The following is a 20030-nucleotide window of genomic DNA, read 5'->3' as shown; positions in this document are numbered from 1 at the left end:
CTGGAAGCATGAATGCTCCCGTCATCCACGCCCAGTCCCTGACCAAGGCCTTCGGTGCCACCACCGCGCTCGCCGGAGTCGACCTCGCCGTGCAGCGAGGCGAGTCCGTGGCGATCATGGGTGCGTCCGGGTCCGGAAAGACCACGCTCCTGCACGTGCTCGCCGGAATCACGACCCCGGATGCCGGACGAGTCGTCTTCACGCCGGCATCCGCACCCGCCACCGAGATCACGGGTCTCGGCGAGAGCGCACGATCCCGGCTGCGACGCGAGTCCTTCGGCTTCGTCTTCCAGCAGGGCCTGCTCATCCCCGAACTCACGGCTATCGAGAACGTGGCCCTGGCGCTGATGATCAACGGGACGCCGCGGAAGGCGTCGATCGAGCGCGCCGCCGGCTGGTTGGCCTCCCTCGGGCTGGCCGGCATGGAGGACCGCCGGATCGGCGAGCTCTCCGGCGGTCAGGCGCAACGCGTCGCGATCGCCCGCGCGCAGGTGACGGGCGCCGAGATCGTCTTCGCCGACGAGCCCACCGGCGCGCTGGATTCGCACACCTCCGCCGAGGTGATGGATGCACTGCTGTGGTCGACCACCGGACAGGGTCGCACGCTCGTCGTCGTGACGCACGACGCGACCGTCGCCGCCCGCTGCTCGAGGACCGTGCACGTCAAGGACGGCCGCATCACGAACGCCGAGGTCGCCGCATGAACCGCAGCGTCATCGCAATGCTCCTGCGTCCCGCGCGCGAACAGAGCGCCGTACTCGCCCTTCCGGGGATCGCGTTCGCCGTCGTCACCGCGCTCGTACTCACGGTGATCGGCGGCGCCCAGGAGTTCTGGACCTGGACGGACGCGGATGCCGGCCTGTATCAGGCCCTGGCTGCCATCGCTCTGGTTCTGCTGGTCGTACCGCTCGCGAATCTGGGCGGCGCCGCGGCAAGGCTCTCGGCCCGGCGCCGCGACGAGCGGTTGTCGACGCTGCGCCTGCTCGGAGTCTCCCCCGCCGGAGTCGTCGGCGTGACGGTTCTGGAATCAACGCTGATCGCCGCGACCGGCGCCCTCGCCGGGTTCGTCGGGTACCTCGCCCTCACCCCGCTGATCGGGTTGATCGCGTTCCGCGGGGAACCGCTCGGCGTGAGCGCAGTCATCCTGCCTCCGCTGGTCATCGCGGGTGTCGTCGTCTCGATCACCGCGCTGGCGACCGTGAGTGCCATCATCGGGCTGCGAAGCGTCGTCATCTCGCCGCTCGGGGTTCGCACCCGCAGCGATGTGCCTCGTGTGCACTGGATCAGGGCCGTCATCGCGGGCGTCGTGATCGTCGCCGCGGTCGCCGTGATGCAGGTGTTCCCCGGCACGGCCGGCATCGCGATCACCATCATCGTCGTGGCCGGATTCTTCGCGGCGGCGCTCGCCGTGTTGAATCTGGTGGGCCCATGGGTGCTGAAGGTGCACGCCCGTGCAGGACTGCGCCGTGCCGAGCGGCCCCAGCGACTGCTGGCGGCGCGTCTGGTGCTGGAATCGCCCAAGGCGGCCTGGCGCCAGGTGAGCGGGATCGCGATGGCCAGCTTCATGGCGGTCTTCGCGGGCACCGGCGTCGCGCTGATCGACACGATGAGCGCCGGGCCGGATGCTGCGGCGAACCTGATGCTCGCCACCGACATCCGCACGGGGCTCATCATCACTCTGATCGGATCGTTCCTGATGGTCGCCGTGTCCGTCGGCGTCAACCAGGCATCGAGCACTCTCGACCAGCGGGAGCTGCACCGCAGCCTCCACTACCTCGGCGTGCCGTTGGAGACCGTCGACGCTGCACGCACCCGGGCTGTGATGGCACCACTGCTGCTGACCGCGATCGGCTCAGCGCTGTGCGCCGCGGCGTTGGTGCTGCCGTTGATCGGCATCGCGCTGATCACGCAGCCTGTGTCGATCATGATGATCGTCGCCGTGCTCGCCGCCGGAGTCGGCATCGTGTGGTCGAGCACCCGTGTCACGAGGCCGCTGCTGGCCCGCTCCTTCGCGGAGGCGTGAGGTCGTTCAATCGAAGAGGCGGCGGGCCGTGCCGCTCACGCGCACGCCGCCGTCTCCTGCGGCATCCACCTCGAGAAGGCATGGCTGTCCCATGTCCTCACCCTGCAGCACGGTGAAGCGGCCATCTTCCGGCAGCAGACCCTCTGCGCGCAGCAGTCCGCCGAGGGCACCGGCGGCGGCGCCGGTCGCCGGGTCCTCTACGACTCCGCCGATCGGGAAGGCGTTGCGCGAGTGGATGAGGGCGGCCGACTCGCGGAAGAGGAGGCTCACGGTGCCCCAGCCCTCCCGAAGCATGAGAGTCCGGAGGCCCTCGAAGTCGTAGTCGAGCCGGGCGAGCCTCTCCCGCGACACAGCCCACAGGACCGGGTGCCACAGCCCGGCGAACGCCAGTCCGTGCGGAAGATCGGGGTGAAGGTCTTCGTCGCGCCAGCCCAGGAGTTCGCACAGTTCCGGCAGCGCATCGAGCTCGGCGGTCACGGGTTCGACCGTGGTCAGAGTCGCCTGGTACCCGGCTTCGGTGCGCACCAGAGTGACCGGGATCTCTCCGACGTTCGAGCTCAGCAGCAGGTCGCCCGCGCCGAGGTGGTGCTCGGCCAGCGCGACGGATGCCGCGACCGTGGCGTGCCCGCAGAAGTCGACCTCCGCCTCGGGGCTGAAGTAGCGGATCGCGTACTCGCGCTCGCCCCTTGGGAACAGGAACGCGGTCTCCGAGTACCCGAGTTCGGCTGCGAGCGAGAGCATCTCGGCGGCATCCATCGCGGACGCGTCGAGGACGACGCCGGCGGGGTTGCCGCCGCCTTGCGGGGTCGGGAAAGCCGTGTAGCGAAGCGGGTTCACCGGCTCAGATTACAAGTTCGCCGATGCCGCTCCGAACATCAGCGCCGGCGTTGGCATTTCGGGCAGTAGTGCGAACTGCGGTTCATGAACGCATCGCGGCGGATCTCGCCGCCGCAGCGCGGGCAGGGCTGCCCTGTGCGACCGTAGGCATTGAGCGAGTGCGCGAAGTAACCGGCTTGCCCGTTCACGTTGACGTACTGCGCGTCGAAACTGGTTCCACCCTCGGCGAGGGCCTTCTCCAGCACCTGGCGCACCTCGCCGAGGAGCCGCCGCACCGCCTGCGCGGAAAGCGTGCGGCCGTGCGTCTCGGGATGGATGCGGGCGGCCCACAACGACTCATCCGCATAGATGTTGCCGATGCCGCTGACCAGCGTCTGGTCGAGCAGGATGCGCTTGATCGCGGTGGAGCGACGACGCACGGCAGCGATGAACGCGGCATCGTCGAAGGCGGCATCCAGCGGGTCGCGGGCGATGTGCTGGACCTGGGTCGGGATGAGGTCTTTCCCGTCCGCGACGAGAGCGTCGACGGCGAGCGACCCGAAGGTGCGCTGATCGGCGAACACGACGGCGAGGTCGCCGTGCTGCGGATGCGCGACGCCGATGCGGATGCGCTCATGGCGCTCCTGCGGCGCATCGGGGGCGCGGAGCAGCATCTGTCCGCTCATGCCGAGGTGCGCGGTCAGTGCCACCGACAATCCGGCGAGCGGCAGCCAGAGGAACTTCCCCCGGCGGGATGCAGCGACGATGTCTGCGCCCTCCAGGCGGCCTGCGAAGTCGGTGGCGCCGGCGGGATGCCGTGTGAGGGCGCGCTCGTCGAAGACGGCGACGCTCGTGATCGTGGCGCCGATGACGGCGGGAGCGAGACCGGCGCGGACGACCTCGACCTCGGGGAGTTCAGGCACGCTCGCTGAGGGCACGCCAGACGCTGAGCGCGCCGGCCATCTCGGCCGTCTTCTTGCTCGTGCCGTCGCCGGTCATGCTGACGTCGCCGACGGTCACGGTGGCGGTGAACCGACGCTCGTGATCGGGGCCGCTGGCCGACACGGAGTAGGTCGGCGGTGCAGCACCGATCCTCGCCGCGAGCTCCTGCAGGCTCGTCTTCGGATCCATCGCGGCGCCGTAGCGCTCCGGGTCCTCGAGCAGCGGCGCGGTCAGGCGCAGCACCAGTTCTGTCGCCGATTCGGATCCCGCCGACAGATAGGTCGCACCGAACACGGCTTCCATGGTGTCCGCGAGGATCGAATCCTTGTCTCGACCGCCGGTCTGCTCCTCCCCACGACCGAGCAGGAGGTGAGCGCCCAGGCCGATGCCGCGAGCGACCTCTGCGAGGGCGACGGTGGAGACCACGCTCGCACGCCGCTTGGCCAGCTGGCCCTCGCTGAGATCGGGGTGGCTGGTGAACAGCATGACGGTCACCGCCTGACCGAGCACGGAGTCCCCGAGGAACTCGAGGCGCTCGTTGTGCGGGATGCCGCCGTGTTCGTACGCGTATGAACGGTGGGTCAGTGCCAACGCAAGCAGCTCAGGGTCGATGTCGACCCTGAGCTTAGCTGCGAGTGGCGCCGTCCCTCCCGGGACTTCTGTCACGACCGTGAGACCGTGATTCAGACGTCGGCGACCTTGCGGCCCTTGTACTCGAGGAACAGCTCGGTGCCCTGCGAGTCGGTGACGACCTTCGCCTGGTGCGGGCGGCTGTAGACGACCTTGCCGTTCTCAACGGTCTTGACGAGAGCGGTGGGCTCCGCCTTCCACTGCGCGCGACGCGAGCGGGTGTTGGAACGGGAAACCTTGCGCTTCGGGGGGTTACCAGCCATGGCTAACTCTCTTCTGTGTTCTCGGGATCGCGGCTCTCTGCCGCGCTCCCCTGGTCTGCGATCTGTCGGAGCGCACCCCACCGAGGATCGATGGGGGCGTCTTCCTTGGCCCTGGTGCCTTCAGTCAGCCGCTCGCCCGTTGTCGGGTCGAGCCCGGGGCAATCCGGCTGACACACCGGCTGAAACGGAAGTGACAAAACTGCCGCTTCCCTGACCAGAGTTTCAAGATCCACGTGGTCGTCTTGAACCTCGAAGTCAGTTTCTTCCTCTCCAGGATACGCGAAAAGCTCCTGGAACTCGACTTCGACAGGCTCGGCGATGTCGGTGAGGCATCTTCCGCACACTCCGGTGTACTCGGCATCCGCCGTTCCGGAGACGAGAATGCCCTCGTGGACCGACTCCAGACGCACGTCGAGGTCGAGTTCGGAACCGGCGGCGAACGAGACGATCCCCTCACCCCATTGCTCGGGGAGGGCGACGGAGAATCGGTGTTCGCGCATCTCGCCGGGGTGCCGGACGATGTCGCGGACGGGCACCACGAAGGGTCCGTTGAGTCGAGTCTTCACGGTTCTATTCTACCGACGTCAGATTCCGCGGGCCCCGGTGTCGAGGAACGCGGCGACAGCACGCGGCACGAACGGGGAGATATCGCCGCCGAGGCCCGCCACCTGGCGCACCAGCGAGCTCGAGACCATCGCGTGAGAGGGGTCGGGCAGCAGGAACACCGTCTCGATGTCGGCGAGGTGACGGTTCACGATCGCCATCGGCGACTCGTACGCCACGTCGATCTGCGAACGGATGCCCTTGACCAGCACCCCTGCCCCAACGTCGCGGGCGTAGTCGACGAGCAGGCCCATGCTCCAGGAGCCGACGATGATGTTGCCGTCGCAGTCGTCTTCGGCGATGGACTGCTCGAGCAGCGAGAGGCGCTGCGCGATCGGGAGCATCGCCTCCTTGCCGGGATTGTGCACGACCAGCACGTGCAGCTCGTCGTACAGCTTCGACGCACGACGGATCACATCGAGGTGACCGAGCGTGGGCGGGTCGAACGAACCAGGGACGACGGCGATCCGGCTGCTCATGCCTTTCACCCTATTGCACGCGGCTTGGTCAGTTCTTCGCGAGCGCGGCGCGGTCGTCGTCCGTCACGCGACGGGCGATCACGTCTCGCAGGTCAGGATGCTGGGACAGCTCCGGGTCGTTCTCGAGGATGTGTTCGGCCAGCTCGCGAGCACGGGCGATGAGCTTGGAGTCCTTCACGACGCGCAGCAGGCGCAGCGACGAGCGCACCCCGGACTGTGTGGCACCGAGGACGTCCCCCTCGCCGCGCAGCTCGAGATCGACCTCCGCGAGGGCGAAGCCGTCCAGCGTGGCGGCGACCGCTTCGACGCGTTCGCGCGCGAGCGTCCCCTCCTCGGCCTCCGTCACGAGCAGGCAGAGCCCCGGCACCGACCCGCGGCCGACCCGGCCCCGCAATTGATGCAGCTGCGAGACGCCGAACCGATCTGCGTCGAGCACGATCATGGTGGAGGCGTTCGGCACGTCGACGCCGACCTCGATGACCGTCGTGGCGATGAGTACGTCGATCTCACCACGCGCGAACGCCTGCATCACGGCGTCCTTCTCGTCAGAGGGCATCTTGCCGTGCAGCACCGCACGCCGGAGCTGACCGACCGTCGGGTGAGTGGCGAGGGCCTGATCGAGCTGGACGACGCCCCAGCGTGGCCCTGCTGCGCCCTCCTCCTCGGGCAGCGGCAGAGCGCCGTCGTCTTCCCCCGAATTCTTCTTGGTGGTGTCGATGGCCGCGCAGACGGCGAACACCTGCCGGCCCTGCGCCACCTCTTCGGCGGCGCGGTCCCACACCCGGCGGAACCACTCCGGGTGCTCCGCCAGCGGTGCGACGAAGGACTCGATTCCCGCCCGTCCCGCCGGCATCGTGCGGATCACGGAGGTGTCGAGGTCTCCGAACACGGTCATCGCCACGGTGCGAGGGATGGGCGTCGCCGTGAGCACCAGGGCGTGCGGACTCGAGCCCTTCGCACGAAGGGCCTCGCGCTGCTCGACGCCGAAGCGGTGCTGCTCGTCGACGACGACGAGGCCGAGTTCGGCGAAGGTCGTCTTCTCCCCCAGCAGCGCATGAGTGCCGACGACGATCAGCGCCTGCCCTGCGGCGACGCGCAGCGCCGCCTTGCGGCGTTCGGGAGCGGACATCTGTCCGGTGAGCAGCGTGGGCATGAGCTCGGGTGCCAGCTGTGGTCCGAGCATCTTCGTGATGGAGCGCAGGTGCTGGGCTGCGAGCACCTCGGTCGGCGCGATGAGCGCCGACTGTCCGCCCGACTCCGCGACCTGCAGCATGGCCCGGAGCGCCACGAGGGTCTTGCCCGAGCCGACCTCGCCCTGCACTAGACGGTTCATCGGCCACGCGCCGGTCAGGTCGGCCTGGACCTGCGCTCCGACCGACTGCTGATCGGGGGTGAGCGTGTACGGCAGCGTCGCGTCGAACCGCTCGAGCAGGCCGCCGGGCTTTGCTGTGCGCGGCGTCGCCGTCAGCGCGCGCACCTCGGCGCGCTGCTGGAGCAGAGCGGTCTGCAGAACGAGCGCCTCGTGCATGCGCAGCGTCCGGACCGCGGGATCGACATCTGTCTTCGTCTCCGGCCGGTGGACCTGGATCAGCGCCGTGCGCGCGTCGAGCAGCCCTTCCGCGGTGCGGACCGACTCGGGAAGCGGGTCGGGCACCTCCCCCAACTGGGGCAGCAGGATCTCCACGAGCTCGCGGAACTGCCCGCTCTCCACCGCCGAGGTCGCGGGGTAGATCGGGATGGGCCGGTGCGCGCGCTCCTCGACCTGGGTCCTGCGGTCCTCGTCATCGTCGAACAGCTCGTACTGCGGGTGGGAGAACTGGGTGACGTCGTTGAAAGAGCCGACCTTGCCGGAGAAGACGCCCCGGCGGCCCGGACGGAGCTGGTCTCGGCGCCACTCGGCCTGCTTGATCCCCTTCGCGAAGAAGGTCAGTGACACGCGGCCTTGCCCGTCGCCGATGATGACATCGGTCATCGCGCCGGAGCGGTTTCGCATGGAGCGAGCGGAGGACGAGAGGACCTCGGCGACGATCGTCACGGTCTCTCCGATGGGGAGGTCGCGGATGGGCGTCAGCTCGGCGGGGTCGGCGTATCGCCGAGGGTAGTGCGCGAGCATGTCCCCCACGGTCTGCATCTCGAACGCCCGCTCGAGCTTCTTCGCCACGGCAGAGCCGACGGCATCCGCCAGGCGGGTGTCGAGCGTGAAGACCATTCGTGAAGTCTAGATAACCCCGGGGACAGTCCTGGGCGTTCTTCCCACCTAGGCTGATGGGGTGACGAGGATCATCGCCGGAGAGGCGCGCGGGCTCCGCCTGGACGTACCGGGCAGCGGGACGCGCCCAACCAGCGACCGCGTCCGCGAGTCGCTGTTCGGTGCGCTCGAGTCGGCGGATGCCATCGCCGACGCACGCGTCCTCGATCTCTATGCCGGCTCGGGGGCGCTCGGTCTCGAGGCGCTCAGCCGCGGCGCCGCGACCCTGGACCTCGTGGAGCGCGCGCGGCCGGCGGCGGCCGTCGTGCGCCGCAACATCGCCACCGTGACCAAGGCCCTGCCCGCCGCGACGGCGCGCGTGCACGAGAGCGCAGTGCTCGCCTTCCTGGGCCGCGCCACCGGACCGTGGGATCTCGTCTTCACCGATCCGCCCTACGACCAGGACGACGCCGCCATGAATGCGGACCTCGCGGCCCTCGCGCCGCTGCTCTCCGAGGACGCAGTGGTCGTCATCGAGCGCGCGCGCCGCTCCACGCCGCCGGACGTCGAATCTGCGGGCCTGGAGGTCTTCCGAGAGAAGGTCTACGGCGACACCGCGATGTGGTGGGCTCAGCCGGCTGCGGCATCCCAGTCGCGATAGGGATCCCATCCCGCGGCATCCACCGGCTCCCCGTCGCACAGCACACCGTCGGCTGCCCGCTCGCGCACGATCCCGATGACGCGGAATCCTGGCGGCAGGACGTCAGAGGGGAACGTCGCCAGGAGAGCATGGTCCTCACCGCCGGCCAGCGCGCGTTCCGGATTCTCGCCGAGCGCGCCGCGGTGCAGATCGATCGTGACATCGGATGCTGCGGCCATCCGCCCGGCGTCGAGCGTGAGGCCGTCCGAGACGTCCATCATCGCCGTGGCGCCGGCATGAGCGGCCACCGGTCCCAGTCCGATCGGAGGCGAGGGCCGCAGCTGCGCAGAGACCGCCGCACGCTCGCCCGCGGCGAGCTTGGCGGCCTCCACGGGCACGGGAGTGTCTCCGTCGCGGAATCTGCCGAACAGGACCGCCAGCCCGTGGGCGGCGAGCCCGAGCTCCCCTGCCAGGGCGACGACATCACCCGGGCGCGCACCCGCACGGGTCACGGCCGTTCGACCGTCCAGGTCGCCGAGAGCGGTGACGGCGATCGTCAGCACGTCCGAGACCGTGAGGTCGCCTCCGATGACCGAGCAGCCGGGGGCGAGTGCCTCGCATGCAGCCCTGAACCCGTCGGAGAGCTGTTCCACGAACGAGAGGCGCATATCGCGCGGGACGGCGAGGGCGACGAGCAGGCCGGTCGGGCGGGCACCCATCGCGGCGATGTCCGCGAGGTTGACGGCTGCGGCCTTCCAGCCCAGGTCGTATCCGCTCGACCACGCCAGCCGGAAGTCCGGACCGTGCACGAGCGTGTCGGTCGTCGCGACCACGGAGCCGGAGGGCGCCGCGAGTACGGCCGCGTCGTCACCGGGACCGATCAGGGTGTGCGCGGCCGGTGCGGTGCGGGCGAGGATGGCACGCAGCACGGTGCCTTCCGAGATGTCACCGAGGCGCGGGTCGTCGTCGGCTGAACGGGAGGGCATGCTCTCAAAGGTAGCCTGGAATCATGTCTCGTCGCCTTGCCACCGCCGCCCTCCTGCTGCTCGGAACGGCGCTTCTGGGCGGCTGCTCGACCACGGTGCACATGGAGCCCGCGGCCGACGCGAACAACCCGCTTTGCGCCGACGTCACGGTCGGCCTGCGGAACGCGGACAGCATCGCCGGACTCGACCGCCGCTGGACCGATGCGCAGGCCACAGCGGCCTGGGGCGAGCCGGGAGCGGATTCCGCGATCCTGCTGCGGTGCGGAGTCACCGTGCCCGGCCCGACCGCCGAGCTGCAGTGCGTCACCCTCGAGGGCGTGGACTGGCTGGTCGACGCCACCGAGACCCCGTACCTTCGGCTGACGACCTACGGTCGCGACCCCGCGGTGCAGCTGTACATCGACACGGGAGCCGTGAGCTCGAACGACGTCATCAGCAGTCGCGGGCTCGTGGGGGCCGTGACGAGCGTCCCCGCAGACGGAAGATGCACGACCCCCGACGAGCTCGACGAGGATCTGCAGGAACTGCTGGACTGAGCAGCGTCAGCGGCGCAGACCTGCCTCGATCAGCTCGCTGATCAGGTCGCCGTAGCTGAGTCCGGATGCCACCCAGCACTTCGGGAACATCGAGATGGGCGTGAAACCGGGCATGGTGTTGAGCTCGTTCACGACGAGCCCGCCGTCCACCGCCAGGAACATGTCCACGCGTGCGAGCCCGCGCCCGTCGACCGCCTCGAACGCCCGTACCCCGATGTCCTGGATCGCGGCGACCTGGGACTCGGTCAACTCGGCCGGGCACACCACGTCGACGCCGTCTCCGCCGAGATACTTGCCCTCGAAGTCGTAGAAGCCGCGCTCGGTGAGCACGATCTCACCGGGCAGCGACGCGCGCACGCCGTCGGCGGTCTCCAGGATGGCCACCTCGATCTCGCGACCTGTGATGCCCGTCTCGACGAGAACCTTCTCGTCCTCCGCGAAGGCGATCTCGAGCGCGGCATCCAGTTCGGAGAGCTCCGACACCTTCGACACGCCGACGCTGGATCCTGCGCGCGCCGGCTTCACGAACACCGGCAGCCCGAGCTCGGCGATCTCGGAGCGCAGCGGCGCGGCATCCTGCTCCCAGGCCCGCCGACGCACCGTGACCCACGGGGCGACAGCGATGCCCGCCGACTCGAGCACGACCTTCATGAAGTGCTTGTCCATGCACAGCGCGGAATCCAGCACACCGCCGCCGGCGTAGGGCACCTCGAGCGTGTCGAAGTATCCCTGGATGGTGCCGTCCTCGCCGTGGGTGCCGTGCAGGATCGGCAGCACGACGTCGATCTCACCGTGGTCTGCGACGGATCCGTCGGTGTGCACGACGCGCAGCGTCCGGTCGCCGCCCGGCTCCGGCCACCGCACGCGAGAGCCGTTGTCGATCACCTCGGGCAGGTGCGCGGCATCCAGGGCGAACTTCGCCGGGTCATCCGCCTCGAGGACGAAGGCACCCTCGCGGGTGATCCCCACCGGGATCACGTCGAAGCGATCCCGGTCAATCGCCTGCAGCACTCCGCCCGCCGTTGCGGAACTGATGGAATGCTCGCTGGAACGCCCGCCGAAGAGCACCACCACCGTCTGCTTGTCCATGATTGGTTCTCTCCTCCTGGGGAGTGTCGTCGTCGGTAGTCAGGTGCGGTGCGATGTCGCGCGGATTCATCTTGCCGTCGAGCACCATCTTCACCTGCTCGACGATGGGCATGTGCACGTCGGATTCGCGGGCCAGCTGCAGGATCGGGGCGACGGATGCCAGCCCCTCAGCCGTCTGGTTCATCTGCTTGACGACGTCCTGGTAGCTGTAGCCCTGGCCGAGCAGGCGCCCGGCCGTATTGTTGCGGCTGAGCGGCGACTGGCAGGTGGCGATCAGGTCGCCGAGGCCGGCGAGTCCCTGGAGCGTCTCGGGCTGCGCGCCGTTGGCGACCGCGAAGTCGGTCATCTCGACCAGCCCGCGCGTGATGATCGACGCCTTGGTGTTCTCGCCGTATCCGACGCCGTCGACGATGCCGATGGCCACCGCGATGAGGTTCTTCAGAACGCCGCCGAACTCCGTGCCGATGACATCGGTGTTCACGAAGGTGCGGAAGTACGAGTTGCGCGCCGCGCGGGCGACGGTCTCGGCGGTCTCCTGGCTGAGCGAGGCGATGACGGCGGCGGTGGGCTGCTCCCTGGCGATCTCGAGCGCGAGGTTCGGGCCGGATGCCACGGCGATGCGCTCGGGGTCGCAGGCGAGCTCCTGCTCGATGACCTGGCTCATCCGCAGCCCGCTCGCGCGTTCGACGCCCTTCATGAGGCTGACGATCGGCATGCTCGTGTTCTCGAGCAGCGGGCGCAGCCCCTTGAGGTTCTCCCGCAGCGACTGGCTGGGAACCGAGAGATACACCTGGTCCGCCCCGTCGATGGCGGTGGACAGCTCGTGCGTGGCGGTCATCGTACGCGGCAGGTTGATGCCCGGGAGGTACTTCGTGTTGCGCTTGCCCTCGGCGATCTCCAGTGCCTGCTCCGGGCGGCGCGCCCACATCGTGACCTGCGCTCCGCCATCGGCGAGGATCTTGCCGAAGGTGGTTCCCCAGCTGCCGGCGCCGATGACGGCGACGCGCGGTCCGCGGGCGTCGGCGTTCTTACGAGTCAAGGCGTCCGGTCTCCTTCTGGCCGTGGTCCGCGGGGTTCCAGCGCTTCGCCGGCGCCTTCTCATGCCGTACCTGTTCGAGCAGCGCGGTGATCGCGCCCATGAGGCGCTCGGTGGCCTCTGCGATGGCGGCGGGCTCGTTCTGCCGGTCCTTCAGATCGCTGAGGTCGACCGGATCGCCGATGATGATGTCGATCGGCTTGCGCGGCGGCCAGATGCTCAGTCCCTTCTGGTACCGGCCCATGATCTGCTGTGTGCCCCACTGCGCCATCGGGATCAGCGGGATGTCACCGGCCATCGCGAGCCGAACCGCACCGGACTTGCCGCGCATCGGCCAGAGTTCGGGGTCGCGCGTCAGCGTGCCCTCGGGGTAGACGATGACGCCGCGGCCGGCCTGGACGAGTTCGCGCGACTGCGCGATGGTCTGGGCGGATGCCGTGCGCGATGACGACCGTGCGACGGGGATCATGCCTGTTCCTCGCAGTGCGGCGCCGACCACCGGGATGCGGAACAGGCTCTCCTTCGCCATGAACCTGGGGGCGCGGCCGAGCTTCCACACCGCGGCGGCCACGATCAGCGGATCGAACTCCGAGTAGTGGTTCGGGGCGAGGACGAATGGGCCCGTCATCGGCAGCTTCTCGCGACCGATGAAGCGCATCTTCGCGAGGCATGAGATGAACGGCACGACGATGACCGCGAGCAGCCAGAACAGGCTCGGCCGGGTCTTCTCCGGCGATGCGGAAGCCATCCGCGTCAGCCGATGACGTCGAAGTCGGCGCCGAGGGCGTCGAGCTTGGCCAGGAAGTTCTCGTAGCCGCGGCTGAGGATGTCGACGCCGGAGACCTTCGACTCGCCCGTCGCGGTGAGCGCGGCGATGACGTGGCTGTAGCCGCCGCGCAGGTCGGGGACGACGATGTCGGCGCCGTGCAGCGGCGTCGGACCGGTGATGACGGCGGCCTGCTCGAGCTCGCGGCGCGCAACGCGGCGAGGGCCGTCCTGCAGGCCGTGGGGGTGCACGACGATGTCGGCGCCCATCTTCACCAGCGCCTGTGTGAAGCCCATCCGGTTCTCGTACACCGTCTCGTGCACGACGGAGCGACCGTTCGCCTGGGTCAGTGCGACCACCAGCGGCTGCTGCCAGTCGGTCATGAACCCCGGGTGCACGTCGGTCTCGACGACGACGGGCTGAATCTCGCCGGCGCGGCGGAAGAGGATGCCGTCCTCCTGGATGTCGAACCAGCCGCCGGCCTTGCGGAACACGTTGAGGAAGGTGAGCATCTCCTGCTGCTTGGCGCCGCCGACGAAGATCTCGCCGTCGGTCGCGAGTGCTGCGGATGCCCAGGATGCCGCCTCGTTGCGGTCGAAGATCGACCGGTGGTCGTAGCCGCGGAGCTTCTCGACGCCCTCGATGAGGATCACACGGTTCGGCTCGTAGGAGATGATGGCGCCCATCTTCTGCAGCAGAGCGATGAGATCCATGATCTCCGGCTCGATGGCAGCGTTCCGCAGCTCGGTCGTGCCCTCGGCGCGCACCGCCGTGAGCAGGACCTGCTCGGTGGCCCCCACGCTCGGGTACGGCAGGTGGATGTTCGCGCCGTGCAGGCGCCCGCCCGGCGTGGACAGACGGATGCCGCTGGGAAGCTTCTCGACCGTCGCGCCGAACTTGCGGAGCGCATCGAGGTGGAAGTCGATCGGGCGGTCGCCGATGCGGCAGCCGCCGAGGTCGGGGATGAACGCCTGGCCCAGGCGGTGCAGCAGCGGTCCGCAGAACAGGATCGGGATGCGGGACGCTCCCGCGTGGGCGTCGATCTCTTCCATGTGGGCCGACTCGACGTCGCTCGGGTCGAGGCGCAGCGTGCCGGCCTCTTCGCCCTCGGTGACTCGGACGCCGTGCACCTCGAGGAGCGAGCGCACGACGGCGACATCGCTGAGGTTGGGCACGTCGCGCAGGACGCTGGTGTCTTCGCCCAGGAGCGCCGCCACCATCGCCTTGGTGGCGAGGTTCTTCGCCCCCTTCACGTCGACACGGCCACGCAGCGGCCGTCCTCCACGAATAGCCAGCACGTCTCCGGTCAAAGCAGATACCCCATCCTGGAGGTCAGCGCGCGCGGTGGTCGTCATTCGATGAGCCTCACTTCGTGTTCACGGTCGCGGCGGCAGCCGCAGGGACGAGAGTGCCCCAGGCTCACGGTGCTCGATGTAAGCGGACTCTGCGTCAGCGAACAGGGAGGGTACGTGGCCGCCACGACTCGCGGCGGGCCTCGAACTGCGCGATCTTGTCTTCGTTGCGCAGCGTGAGCCCGATGTCATCGAGCCCTTCGAGGAGCCGCCATCTAGTGTAATCGTCGACGCCGATGGAGGCCTGGAAATCGCCGATGGTGGCGGTCCGCGCCTCGAGATCGACCGTGATCGCCGTGCCCGGGTTCGCGTCGATCTCAGCCCAGATCCGCTCGAGATCCTCTTCCGAGATGGTTGCGGCCAGCAGACCCTGCTTGCCGGCATTGCCGCGGAAGATGTCGGCGAAGCGGGGGCTGAGGACGACCTTGAAGCCGAAGTCGCGCAGCGCCCACACAGCGTGCTCACGGCTGGATCCGGTGCCGAAGTCGGAACCGGCAACGAGCACCGAGGCGCCCTGGAAAACCGGCTGATTCAGCACGAAGTCCTCGTCCTGACGCCAGGAGTAGAACAGCGCATCCTCGAACCCGGTCTTGGTGACGCGCTTGAGGAAGACTGCGGGGATGATCTGGTCGGTGTCCACGTTCGAGCGCTTCAGGGGCGCGGCGATGCCGGTGTGGGTGGTGAACTTCTCCATGATCAGGCTCCCATCTCGACAGGCTCGGCGACCGGCAGACTCGACACATCGCTCGGACTCGACAGCGTTCCGCGCACAGCGGTCGCGGCGGCGACCAGCGGCGAGACGAGGTGCGTGCGGCCGCCCTTGCCCTGGCGTCCCTCGAAGTTGCGGTTCGAGGTGGACGCGCAGCGCTCGCCTGGGGCGAGCTGGTCGGGGTTCATGCCCAGGCACATCGAGCAGCCCGCGAAGCGCCACTCAGCTCCGAAGTCCTTGACGATCTGGTCGATGCCCTCGGCCTCGGCCTCCAGGCGTACTCGCGCTGAGCCGGGAACGACCATGACGCGGACACCGTCGGCCTTCTTCCGTCCCTTGATGACGGATGCGAACGCGCGCAGGTCCTCGATGCGGCTGTTGGTGCAGGACCCCATGAAGACGGCATCCACCGGCACGTCCTTCAGCGGCGTCCCCGGCACGAGGTCCATGTACTCGAGAGCGCGTTCGGCCGCGGCCCGCTCGTTCGGGTCGGCGATCTCGGCCGGGTTCGGCACGGCCGACGAGAGCGAACTGCCCTGACCGGGGTTGGTGCCCCAGGTGACGAACGGCTCGAGCTCGTCCGCGTCGATGAACACCTCGGCATCGAAGGTCGCACCATCGTCGGTCGGGAGCGTGCGCCAGTAGGCGACCGCATCCTCCCAGTCCTGTCCCTGCGGCGCGTGCGGCTTGTCCTTGACGTAGGCGAACGTCGTCTCGTCGGGCGCGACCATGCCGGCCCTGGCGCCGGCTTCGATCGACATGTTGCAGATCGTCATGCGGCCCTCCATCGAGAGGGCGCGGATCGCGCTGCCACGGAACTCGAGCACGTAGCCCTGTCCCCCGCCGGTGCCGATCTTCGCGATGACGGCGAGGATGATGTCCTTGGCGCTGACGCCGGGCTTGAGCTCGCCGTCGACCGTGATCGCCATGGTCTTGAACGGCTTGAGCGGCAGCGTCTGGGTCGCCATCACGTGTTCGACCTCACTGGTGCCGATGCCGAAGGCCATCGCGCCGAACGCGCCGTGCGTTGAGGTGTGCGAGTCGCCGCAGACGACGGTGATGCCGGGCATGGTGAGTCCGAGCTGCGGGCCGACGACGTGCACGATGCCCTGCTCCGCGTCGCCCAGCGAGTGGATGCGCACGCCGAACTCCTCGGCGTTTCGCCGCAGCGTCTCGATCTGCGTGCGGCTGGTGAGGTCGGCGATCGGCTTGTCGATCTCGAGCGTCGGGGTGTTGTGGTCCTCGGTCGCGATCGTCAGGTCGAGCCGGCGCAGCGGGCGCCCCTCGGTGCGCAGACCGTCGAACGCCTGGGGGCTGGTGACCTCGTGCACCAGGTGCAGATCGATGTAGATGAGGTCGGGTTCGCCGTTCTCGCCCTTGACGACGAGGTGGTCGTCCCAGACCTTCTCGGCGAGGGTGCGCGGACGGCGCGAAGAAACGGTGGGAACAGCTTCGGTCATGTCGGTGTCTCCAGTTTTCAGCGGTTCGGCCACGCTGGACGCCGCGACGAGGAAGGCCTAGATCGAGGTCTCGTCGCGGCCGCTAAGGAGAAGTACCACCCGCCGCATGTCGGTCAGTTTACACGGCAGCGGCGGGTGGTCAGGACGCTCAGTGCGTCGGCGGCTCGGGATGCAGCTCCTCCGGAGCGCGTCGCCGTTCGCGCGACGAAGCGATCAGGCTCGCGATGGTCGCGATTCCCATGGAGGCGACGATGACCGTGAGCGACAACCAGATCGGGATGTCGGGCGCCCACTCGATGTGCTGCCCGTTGTTGATGAAGGGCAGCTCGTTGACGTGCATCGCGTGGAGGATGAGCTTGACGCCGATGAAGCCGAGGATGACGGCGATGCCGTAGTGCAGGTAGCGCAGGCGGTCGAGCAGGTCGCCGAGCAGGAAGTACAGCTGGCGCAGGCCCATGAGCGCGAAGATGTTCGCCGTGAACACGAGGAAGGTGTTCTGGGTGATGCTGAAGATCGCCGGGATCGAGTCGATCGCGAACATCAGGTCCGTGACGCCGATCGCCACGAAGACGATGATCATCGGCGTCCACATCTTCTTGCCCTCGACGACCGTGCGCAGCTTCGGCCCGTCGTACTCGTCGCTGATGTCGATGCGGCGGCGAAGCAGCCGGACGATGAAGTTCTCGCGCTTGACCTCGCCCTCGTGGTCGCCCTCCGGCATGGCCTGGCGAACTGCGGTCCACACCAGGAAGGCACCGAAGACGTAGAAGATCGGCGAGAAGTTCTCGATGATCGCGACGCCGGCGACGATGAAGATGCCGCGCAGGATGATCGCGATGAGGATGCCGACCATCAGCACCTGCTGCTGGAGGCGGCGCGGCACGGAGAACTGCGCCATGATCAGCACGAACACGAAGAGGTTGTCGATCGAGAGGCTGTACTCCAGCGCCCAGCCGGTGAGGAACTCGCCGGCGAACTGGCCTCCGGCGATGAAATACAGCAGTCCCGCGAAGATGAGCGCCAGACCGACATAGAAGACCACCCAGAGCGTGGACTCCTTGGTGGACGGGATGTGGGGACGCAGACGTACGAGCAGCAGATCGCCGATGAGGACGAGGACGAGCACCACCAGAGCGGTGATTTCGAACCAGACAGGGATGTTCAAGGGCGCACAGCACCTTTCGAGAGAGGTCGGTAAGAGGCCGAAAGTCTCTCCCCCGCACGATACGCGGCCCGCGTCCGGAGCAACACTGTCGTTGCTCGTGATGACGAACGCGGAGAATCGGGATACTCCCTCTCGCTCGACAAATTCTACCGGAGGTTGTGAGGGCCACGGACGCACGCCCGTCGGCGCGCCTGTCAATCCCCTCCTCAATGCAACGCCACCGACGCACCCTGAAGCGATCATCCGATGGCGAAGGAGCAGCTGCATGTCCACTCACGAAGAGCCCGAGATCCAGATCCCCGGCCGTCCCGCCCCTCAGCCGCCCAGCCAGAGCGAACCGCAAGACGGCCAGGTGCCGCCGCCCAAGCCCGATCAGTCCGGACCGGAGGTGCGCACTCCGACCGGGGCGCCGAGCGCCGACCCTCAGGCGGCTGTCGCCCAGCAGGGAACCCGCTTGACGACCGCGCAGGGCGCCCGGCTGACCGACACCGATCATTCCCTCAAGGCGGGGCCTCGCGGACCCGTCCTGCTGCAGGATCACCACCTGCGCGAGAAGATCACGCACTTCGACCACGAGCGCATTCCGGAGCGCGTCGTCCACGCGCGCGGCGCCGCAGCGCACGGGCGTTTCGAATCGAACGGCCGAGGAGGGTCCATCACTCGCGCCGGCTTCCTGCAGAGCGGCGTGGTCACCCCGGTGTTCGTCCGCTTCTCCACGGTGCTCGGATCGCGCGGTTCCGCCGACACCGTGCGCGACACCCGCGGATTCGCGACGAAGTTCTACACCGAGGAGGGCGTCTACGACCTCGTCGGCAACAACATCCCGGTCTTCTTCATCCAGGACGGCATCAAGTTCCCCGACGTGGTCCATGCGGCGAAACCGCATCCTGATCGTGAGATCCCGCAGGCGCAATCGGCGCACGACACGTTCTGGGACTTCGTATCCCTCCACACCGAGGCGCAGCACCACACGATGTGGAACATGTCCGACCGCGGCATCCCTCGCTCCTACCGCATGATGCAGGGCTTCGGCATCCACACCTTCCGCATGATCGACGATGCGGGGGCGACGGTGCTCGTGAAGTTCCACTGGCGTCCCCGGCTGGGCACGCACGGCGTCACCTGGGAGGAGGCGCAGCTTCTGGCCGGAAAGGACCCGGACTTCCACCGGCGGGATCTCGCGGACGCGATCGAGTCCGGCGCCTTTCCGCAGTGGGACCTCGCGGTTCAGGTCTTCCCCGACACCGAGGATCAGATGTTCCAGGGGATCGATCTGCTCGATCCGACCAAGATCGTTCCGGAGGAGCTGGCACCGCTGGAGGTGCTCGGCACGATGACACTCGACCGCAATCCGGTGAACTACTTCGCCGAGACCGAGCAGGTGGCGTTCCATCCCGGCCACCTCGTCCCTGGCATCGACGTCACGAACGACGCGCTTCTCCAGGGGCGGCTGTTCTCCTACATCGACACGCAGATCACGCGCCTTGGCGGACCCAACTTCGCTCAGATCCCCATCAATCGCCCGCACGCACCGGTCAACGACATGCTGCGCGACGGCATGCATCAGTCGGCAGTGCACGGCGGGGTCGCGCCGTATCAGTCGAACTCGCTGGATGCCGGATGCCCGTTCGTCGCCGGCGCGGACGAGAACGCGTTCATCGATGTTCCCGCCCCGATCGCCGAGAGCCGCGTGCAGCGCGCCGCACCCGCGAGCTTCGACGACCACTTCTCGCAGGTGCGGCTCTTCTTCTGCAGTCTCACGGGCATCGAGCAGCAGCATGTCATCGACGCCTACGCGTTCGAACTCGGCAAGTGCTACGAGCAGACGATCAAGGAACGCCAGCTGCAGCATCTCGCCGACATCGACGAGGGCCTCTGCGCAGCAGTGGCGACCCGCCTCGGACTGCCGGCTCCCACCGCATCCATGCCGGTCGAGGACGTGGCACCCAGTCCGGCGCTGCGGATGGTCGGAGAGGAATGGCCGGTCGACGGCCGCGTCGTCGGCATCGTGGCGACCGCCGAGGCCGACGAGGCCGAACTCACGGCGGTGCGGGAACAGCTGCACGCGGCTGGCGTGCTTCCGTTCGTGATCGCCCCGACCGGCGGGAAGATCGGAGGAGTTCCCGTGCAGCGGAGCTTCGACACGGCGACCAGCGTCGAGCTCGACGGCGTCGTCGCTCTGACCGCGACGGATGATCGCCGGGCCGTCGCGCTGCTCGATGAGGCGTTCCGGCATGCGAAGGCGATCGGAATCGCGAAGGGCGCAGCGGATGTGCTGAACTCCGCCGGCTTCGACGCCGACGCCGACGGCGTCTCCACCGGGAGTGCCGCCGCCGTCGTCGCCGAG

At 68.4% G+C, this 20030-nt stretch carries 20 protein-coding genes; 5 read left to right on the top strand and 15 right to left on the bottom strand.

What is annotated here, in order from left to right:
* The first annotated feature begins 8 nt into the window (after positions 1 to 8).
* Entirely contained in the window at positions 9 to 704 is a 696-nt protein-coding gene (locus MAE01_RS05505) for an ABC transporter ATP-binding protein (protein WP_147038565.1), read from the top strand.
* On the top strand, positions 701 to 2023 hold the full coding sequence (locus MAE01_RS05500) for an FtsX-like permease family protein (protein ID WP_147038564.1): 1323 nt from the start codon (positions 701 to 703) through the stop codon (positions 2021 to 2023). Before MAE01_RS05505 ends, MAE01_RS05500 begins: the two co-directional genes overlap by 4 nt.
* 6 nt (positions 2024 to 2029) lie before the next feature.
* Here the strand turns inward: MAE01_RS05500 and MAE01_RS05495 are convergent, their stop codons facing one another.
* The 7 genes from MAE01_RS05495 to MAE01_RS05465 all read right to left on the bottom strand — a co-directional run bounded on the left by MAE01_RS05495 (position 2030) and on the right by MAE01_RS05465 (position 7965).
* Positions 2030 to 2860: a PhzF family phenazine biosynthesis protein gene (locus MAE01_RS05495; protein WP_147038563.1), complete on the bottom strand. Its 831-nt coding sequence runs from the start codon at positions 2858 to 2860 to the stop codon at positions 2030 to 2032.
* A 38-nt stretch (positions 2861 to 2898) separates the two neighbouring features.
* On the bottom strand, positions 2899 to 3762 hold the full coding sequence (gene mutM / locus MAE01_RS05490) for a bifunctional DNA-formamidopyrimidine glycosylase/DNA-(apurinic or apyrimidinic site) lyase (RefSeq protein WP_147038562.1): 864 nt from the start codon (positions 3760 to 3762) through the stop codon (positions 2899 to 2901).
* Positions 3755 to 4447 carry a ribonuclease III gene (gene rnc / locus MAE01_RS05485; RefSeq protein WP_147038561.1) on the bottom strand — a complete coding sequence of 231 codons (693 nt, stop codon included), beginning with the start codon at positions 4445 to 4447 and terminating at the stop codon, positions 3755 to 3757. Before rnc ends, mutM begins: the two co-directional genes overlap by 8 nt.
* 17 nt (positions 4448 to 4464) lie before the next feature.
* Positions 4465 to 4674, bottom strand: coding sequence for a 50S ribosomal protein L32 (rpmF, locus tag MAE01_RS05480; protein ID WP_147038560.1), 210 nt, complete (start codon positions 4672 to 4674; stop codon positions 4465 to 4467).
* 2 nt (positions 4675 to 4676) lie between these two features.
* Entirely contained in the window at positions 4677 to 5174 is a 498-nt protein-coding gene (locus tag MAE01_RS05475; RefSeq protein WP_147038804.1) for a YceD family protein, read from the bottom strand.
* Positions 5175 to 5258: 84 nt separating this feature from the next.
* Positions 5259 to 5756 (bottom strand): pantetheine-phosphate adenylyltransferase, encoded by a 498-nt coding sequence (coaD, locus tag MAE01_RS05470; RefSeq protein WP_147038559.1) that lies wholly within the window; start codon positions 5754 to 5756, stop codon positions 5259 to 5261.
* Between the two features lie 28 nt (positions 5757 to 5784).
* Positions 5785 to 7965, bottom strand: a complete 2181-nt coding sequence (locus MAE01_RS05465; protein ID WP_147038558.1) for an ATP-dependent DNA helicase RecG — start codon at positions 7963 to 7965, stop codon at positions 5785 to 5787.
* A 61-nt stretch (positions 7966 to 8026) separates the two neighbouring features.
* On the opposite strand from MAE01_RS05465, the gene rsmD reads away from it, so the two are divergent.
* Positions 8027 to 8605: a 16S rRNA (guanine(966)-N(2))-methyltransferase RsmD gene (rsmD, locus tag MAE01_RS05460; RefSeq protein WP_147038557.1), complete on the top strand. Its 579-nt coding sequence runs from the start codon at positions 8027 to 8029 to the stop codon at positions 8603 to 8605.
* Here the strand turns inward: rsmD and thiL are convergent.
* A complete protein-coding gene (gene thiL / locus MAE01_RS05455) occupies positions 8575 to 9570 on the bottom strand; it encodes a thiamine-phosphate kinase (RefSeq protein ID WP_147038556.1) in 996 nt (331 codons plus the stop codon). The two genes, rsmD and thiL, sit on opposite strands and share 31 nt — an antisense overlap.
* Before the next feature lie 23 nt (positions 9571 to 9593).
* On the opposite strand from thiL, the gene MAE01_RS05450 reads away from it, so the two are divergent.
* The gene (locus MAE01_RS05450) at positions 9594 to 10106 is read left to right on the top strand and encodes a DUF3515 family protein (RefSeq protein ID WP_147038555.1); all 513 of its coding nucleotides are present in this window, start codon (positions 9594 to 9596) and stop codon (positions 10104 to 10106) included.
* A 6-nt stretch (positions 10107 to 10112) separates the two neighbouring features.
* On the opposite strand, the gene MAE01_RS05445 is transcribed toward MAE01_RS05450, so the two are convergent.
* The 7 genes from MAE01_RS05445 to MAE01_RS05415 form a co-directional block, all read right to left on the bottom strand.
* The gene (locus MAE01_RS05445; RefSeq protein WP_147038554.1) at positions 10113 to 11195 is read right to left on the bottom strand and encodes a D-alanine--D-alanine ligase family protein; all 1083 of its coding nucleotides are present in this window, start codon (positions 11193 to 11195) and stop codon (positions 10113 to 10115) included.
* A complete protein-coding gene (locus MAE01_RS05440; protein ID WP_229718197.1) occupies positions 11101 to 12234 on the bottom strand; it encodes an NAD(P)H-dependent glycerol-3-phosphate dehydrogenase in 1134 nt (377 codons plus the stop codon). Before MAE01_RS05440 ends, MAE01_RS05445 begins: the two co-directional genes overlap by 95 nt.
* Positions 12224 to 12979, bottom strand: a complete 756-nt coding sequence (locus MAE01_RS05435) for a lysophospholipid acyltransferase family protein (protein ID WP_186806135.1) — start codon at positions 12977 to 12979, stop codon at positions 12224 to 12226. Before MAE01_RS05435 ends, MAE01_RS05440 begins: the two co-directional genes overlap by 11 nt.
* Before the next feature lie 5 nt (positions 12980 to 12984).
* Positions 12985 to 14352: a UDP-N-acetylglucosamine 1-carboxyvinyltransferase gene (gene murA, locus MAE01_RS05430; protein ID WP_147038551.1), complete on the bottom strand. Its 1368-nt coding sequence runs from the start codon at positions 14350 to 14352 to the stop codon at positions 12985 to 12987.
* Between the two features lie 94 nt (positions 14353 to 14446).
* Positions 14447 to 15043 (bottom strand): 3-isopropylmalate dehydratase small subunit, encoded by a 597-nt coding sequence (gene leuD / locus MAE01_RS05425; RefSeq protein WP_147038550.1) that lies wholly within the window; start codon positions 15041 to 15043, stop codon positions 14447 to 14449.
* A 2-nt stretch (positions 15044 to 15045) separates the two neighbouring features.
* On the bottom strand, positions 15046 to 16518 hold the full coding sequence (gene leuC / locus MAE01_RS05420) for a 3-isopropylmalate dehydratase large subunit (RefSeq protein WP_147038549.1): 1473 nt from the start codon (positions 16516 to 16518) through the stop codon (positions 15046 to 15048).
* 148 nt (positions 16519 to 16666) lie between these two features.
* Positions 16667 to 17683, bottom strand: a complete 1017-nt coding sequence (locus MAE01_RS05415; protein ID WP_147038548.1) for a TerC/Alx family metal homeostasis membrane protein — start codon at positions 17681 to 17683, stop codon at positions 16667 to 16669.
* Positions 17684 to 17948: 265 nt separating this feature from the next.
* Here MAE01_RS05415 and MAE01_RS05410 point away from each other — a divergent pair.
* A partial coding sequence (locus MAE01_RS05410; protein ID WP_147038547.1) for a catalase occupies positions 17949 to 20030 on the top strand: 2082 nt, incomplete at its 3' end.

Origin of the sequence: Microbacterium aerolatum (assembly GCF_007988825.1) — a bacterium.
Lineage (GTDB): Bacteria > Actinomycetota > Actinomycetes > Actinomycetales > Microbacteriaceae > Microbacterium > Microbacterium aerolatum.
Note: the sequence above shows the minus strand (reverse complement) of the source record. Positions and strands in the feature narration are given on the sequence as shown.

What these genes read in the sequence shown, in the direction of transcription:
- MAE01_RS05505 (WP_147038565.1), top strand. Translation starts at nt 9, where the DNA reads ATGAATGCTCCCGTCATCCACGCCCAGTCCCTGACCAAGGCCTTCGGT.
- MAE01_RS05500 (WP_147038564.1), top strand. Translation starts at nt 701, where the DNA reads ATGAACCGCAGCGTCATCGCAATGCTCCTGCGTCCCGCGCGCGAACAG.
- rpmF (WP_147038560.1), bottom strand. Translation starts at nt 4,674, where the DNA reads ATGGCTGGTAACCCCCCGAAGCGCAAGGTTTCCCGTTCCAACACCCGC.
- MAE01_RS05475 (WP_147038804.1), bottom strand. Translation starts at nt 5,174, where the DNA reads ATGCGCGAACACCGATTCTCCGTCGCCCTCCCCGAGCAATGGGGTGAG.
- coaD (WP_147038559.1), bottom strand. Translation starts at nt 5,756, where the DNA reads ATGAGCAGCCGGATCGCCGTCGTCCCTGGTTCGTTCGACCCGCCCACG.
- MAE01_RS05465 (WP_147038558.1), bottom strand. Translation starts at nt 7,965, where the DNA reads ATGGTCTTCACGCTCGACACCCGCCTGGCGGATGCCGTCGGCTCTGCC.
- thiL (WP_147038556.1), bottom strand. Translation starts at nt 9,570, where the DNA reads ATGCCCTCCCGTTCAGCCGACGACGACCCGCGCCTCGGTGACATCTCG.
- MAE01_RS05450 (WP_147038555.1), top strand. Translation starts at nt 9,594, where the DNA reads ATGTCTCGTCGCCTTGCCACCGCCGCCCTCCTGCTGCTCGGAACGGCG.
- MAE01_RS05445 (WP_147038554.1), bottom strand. Translation starts at nt 11,195, where the DNA reads ATGGACAAGCAGACGGTGGTGGTGCTCTTCGGCGGGCGTTCCAGCGAG.
- MAE01_RS05435 (WP_186806135.1), bottom strand. Translation starts at nt 12,979, where the DNA reads ATGGCTTCCGCATCGCCGGAGAAGACCCGGCCGAGCCTGTTCTGGCTG.
- murA (WP_147038551.1), bottom strand. Translation starts at nt 14,352, where the DNA reads ATGACGACCACCGCGCGCGCTGACCTCCAGGATGGGGTATCTGCTTTG.
- leuD (WP_147038550.1), bottom strand. Translation starts at nt 15,043, where the DNA reads ATGGAGAAGTTCACCACCCACACCGGCATCGCCGCGCCCCTGAAGCGC.
- leuC (WP_147038549.1), bottom strand. Translation starts at nt 16,518, where the DNA reads ATGACCGAAGCTGTTCCCACCGTTTCTTCGCGCCGTCCGCGCACCCTC.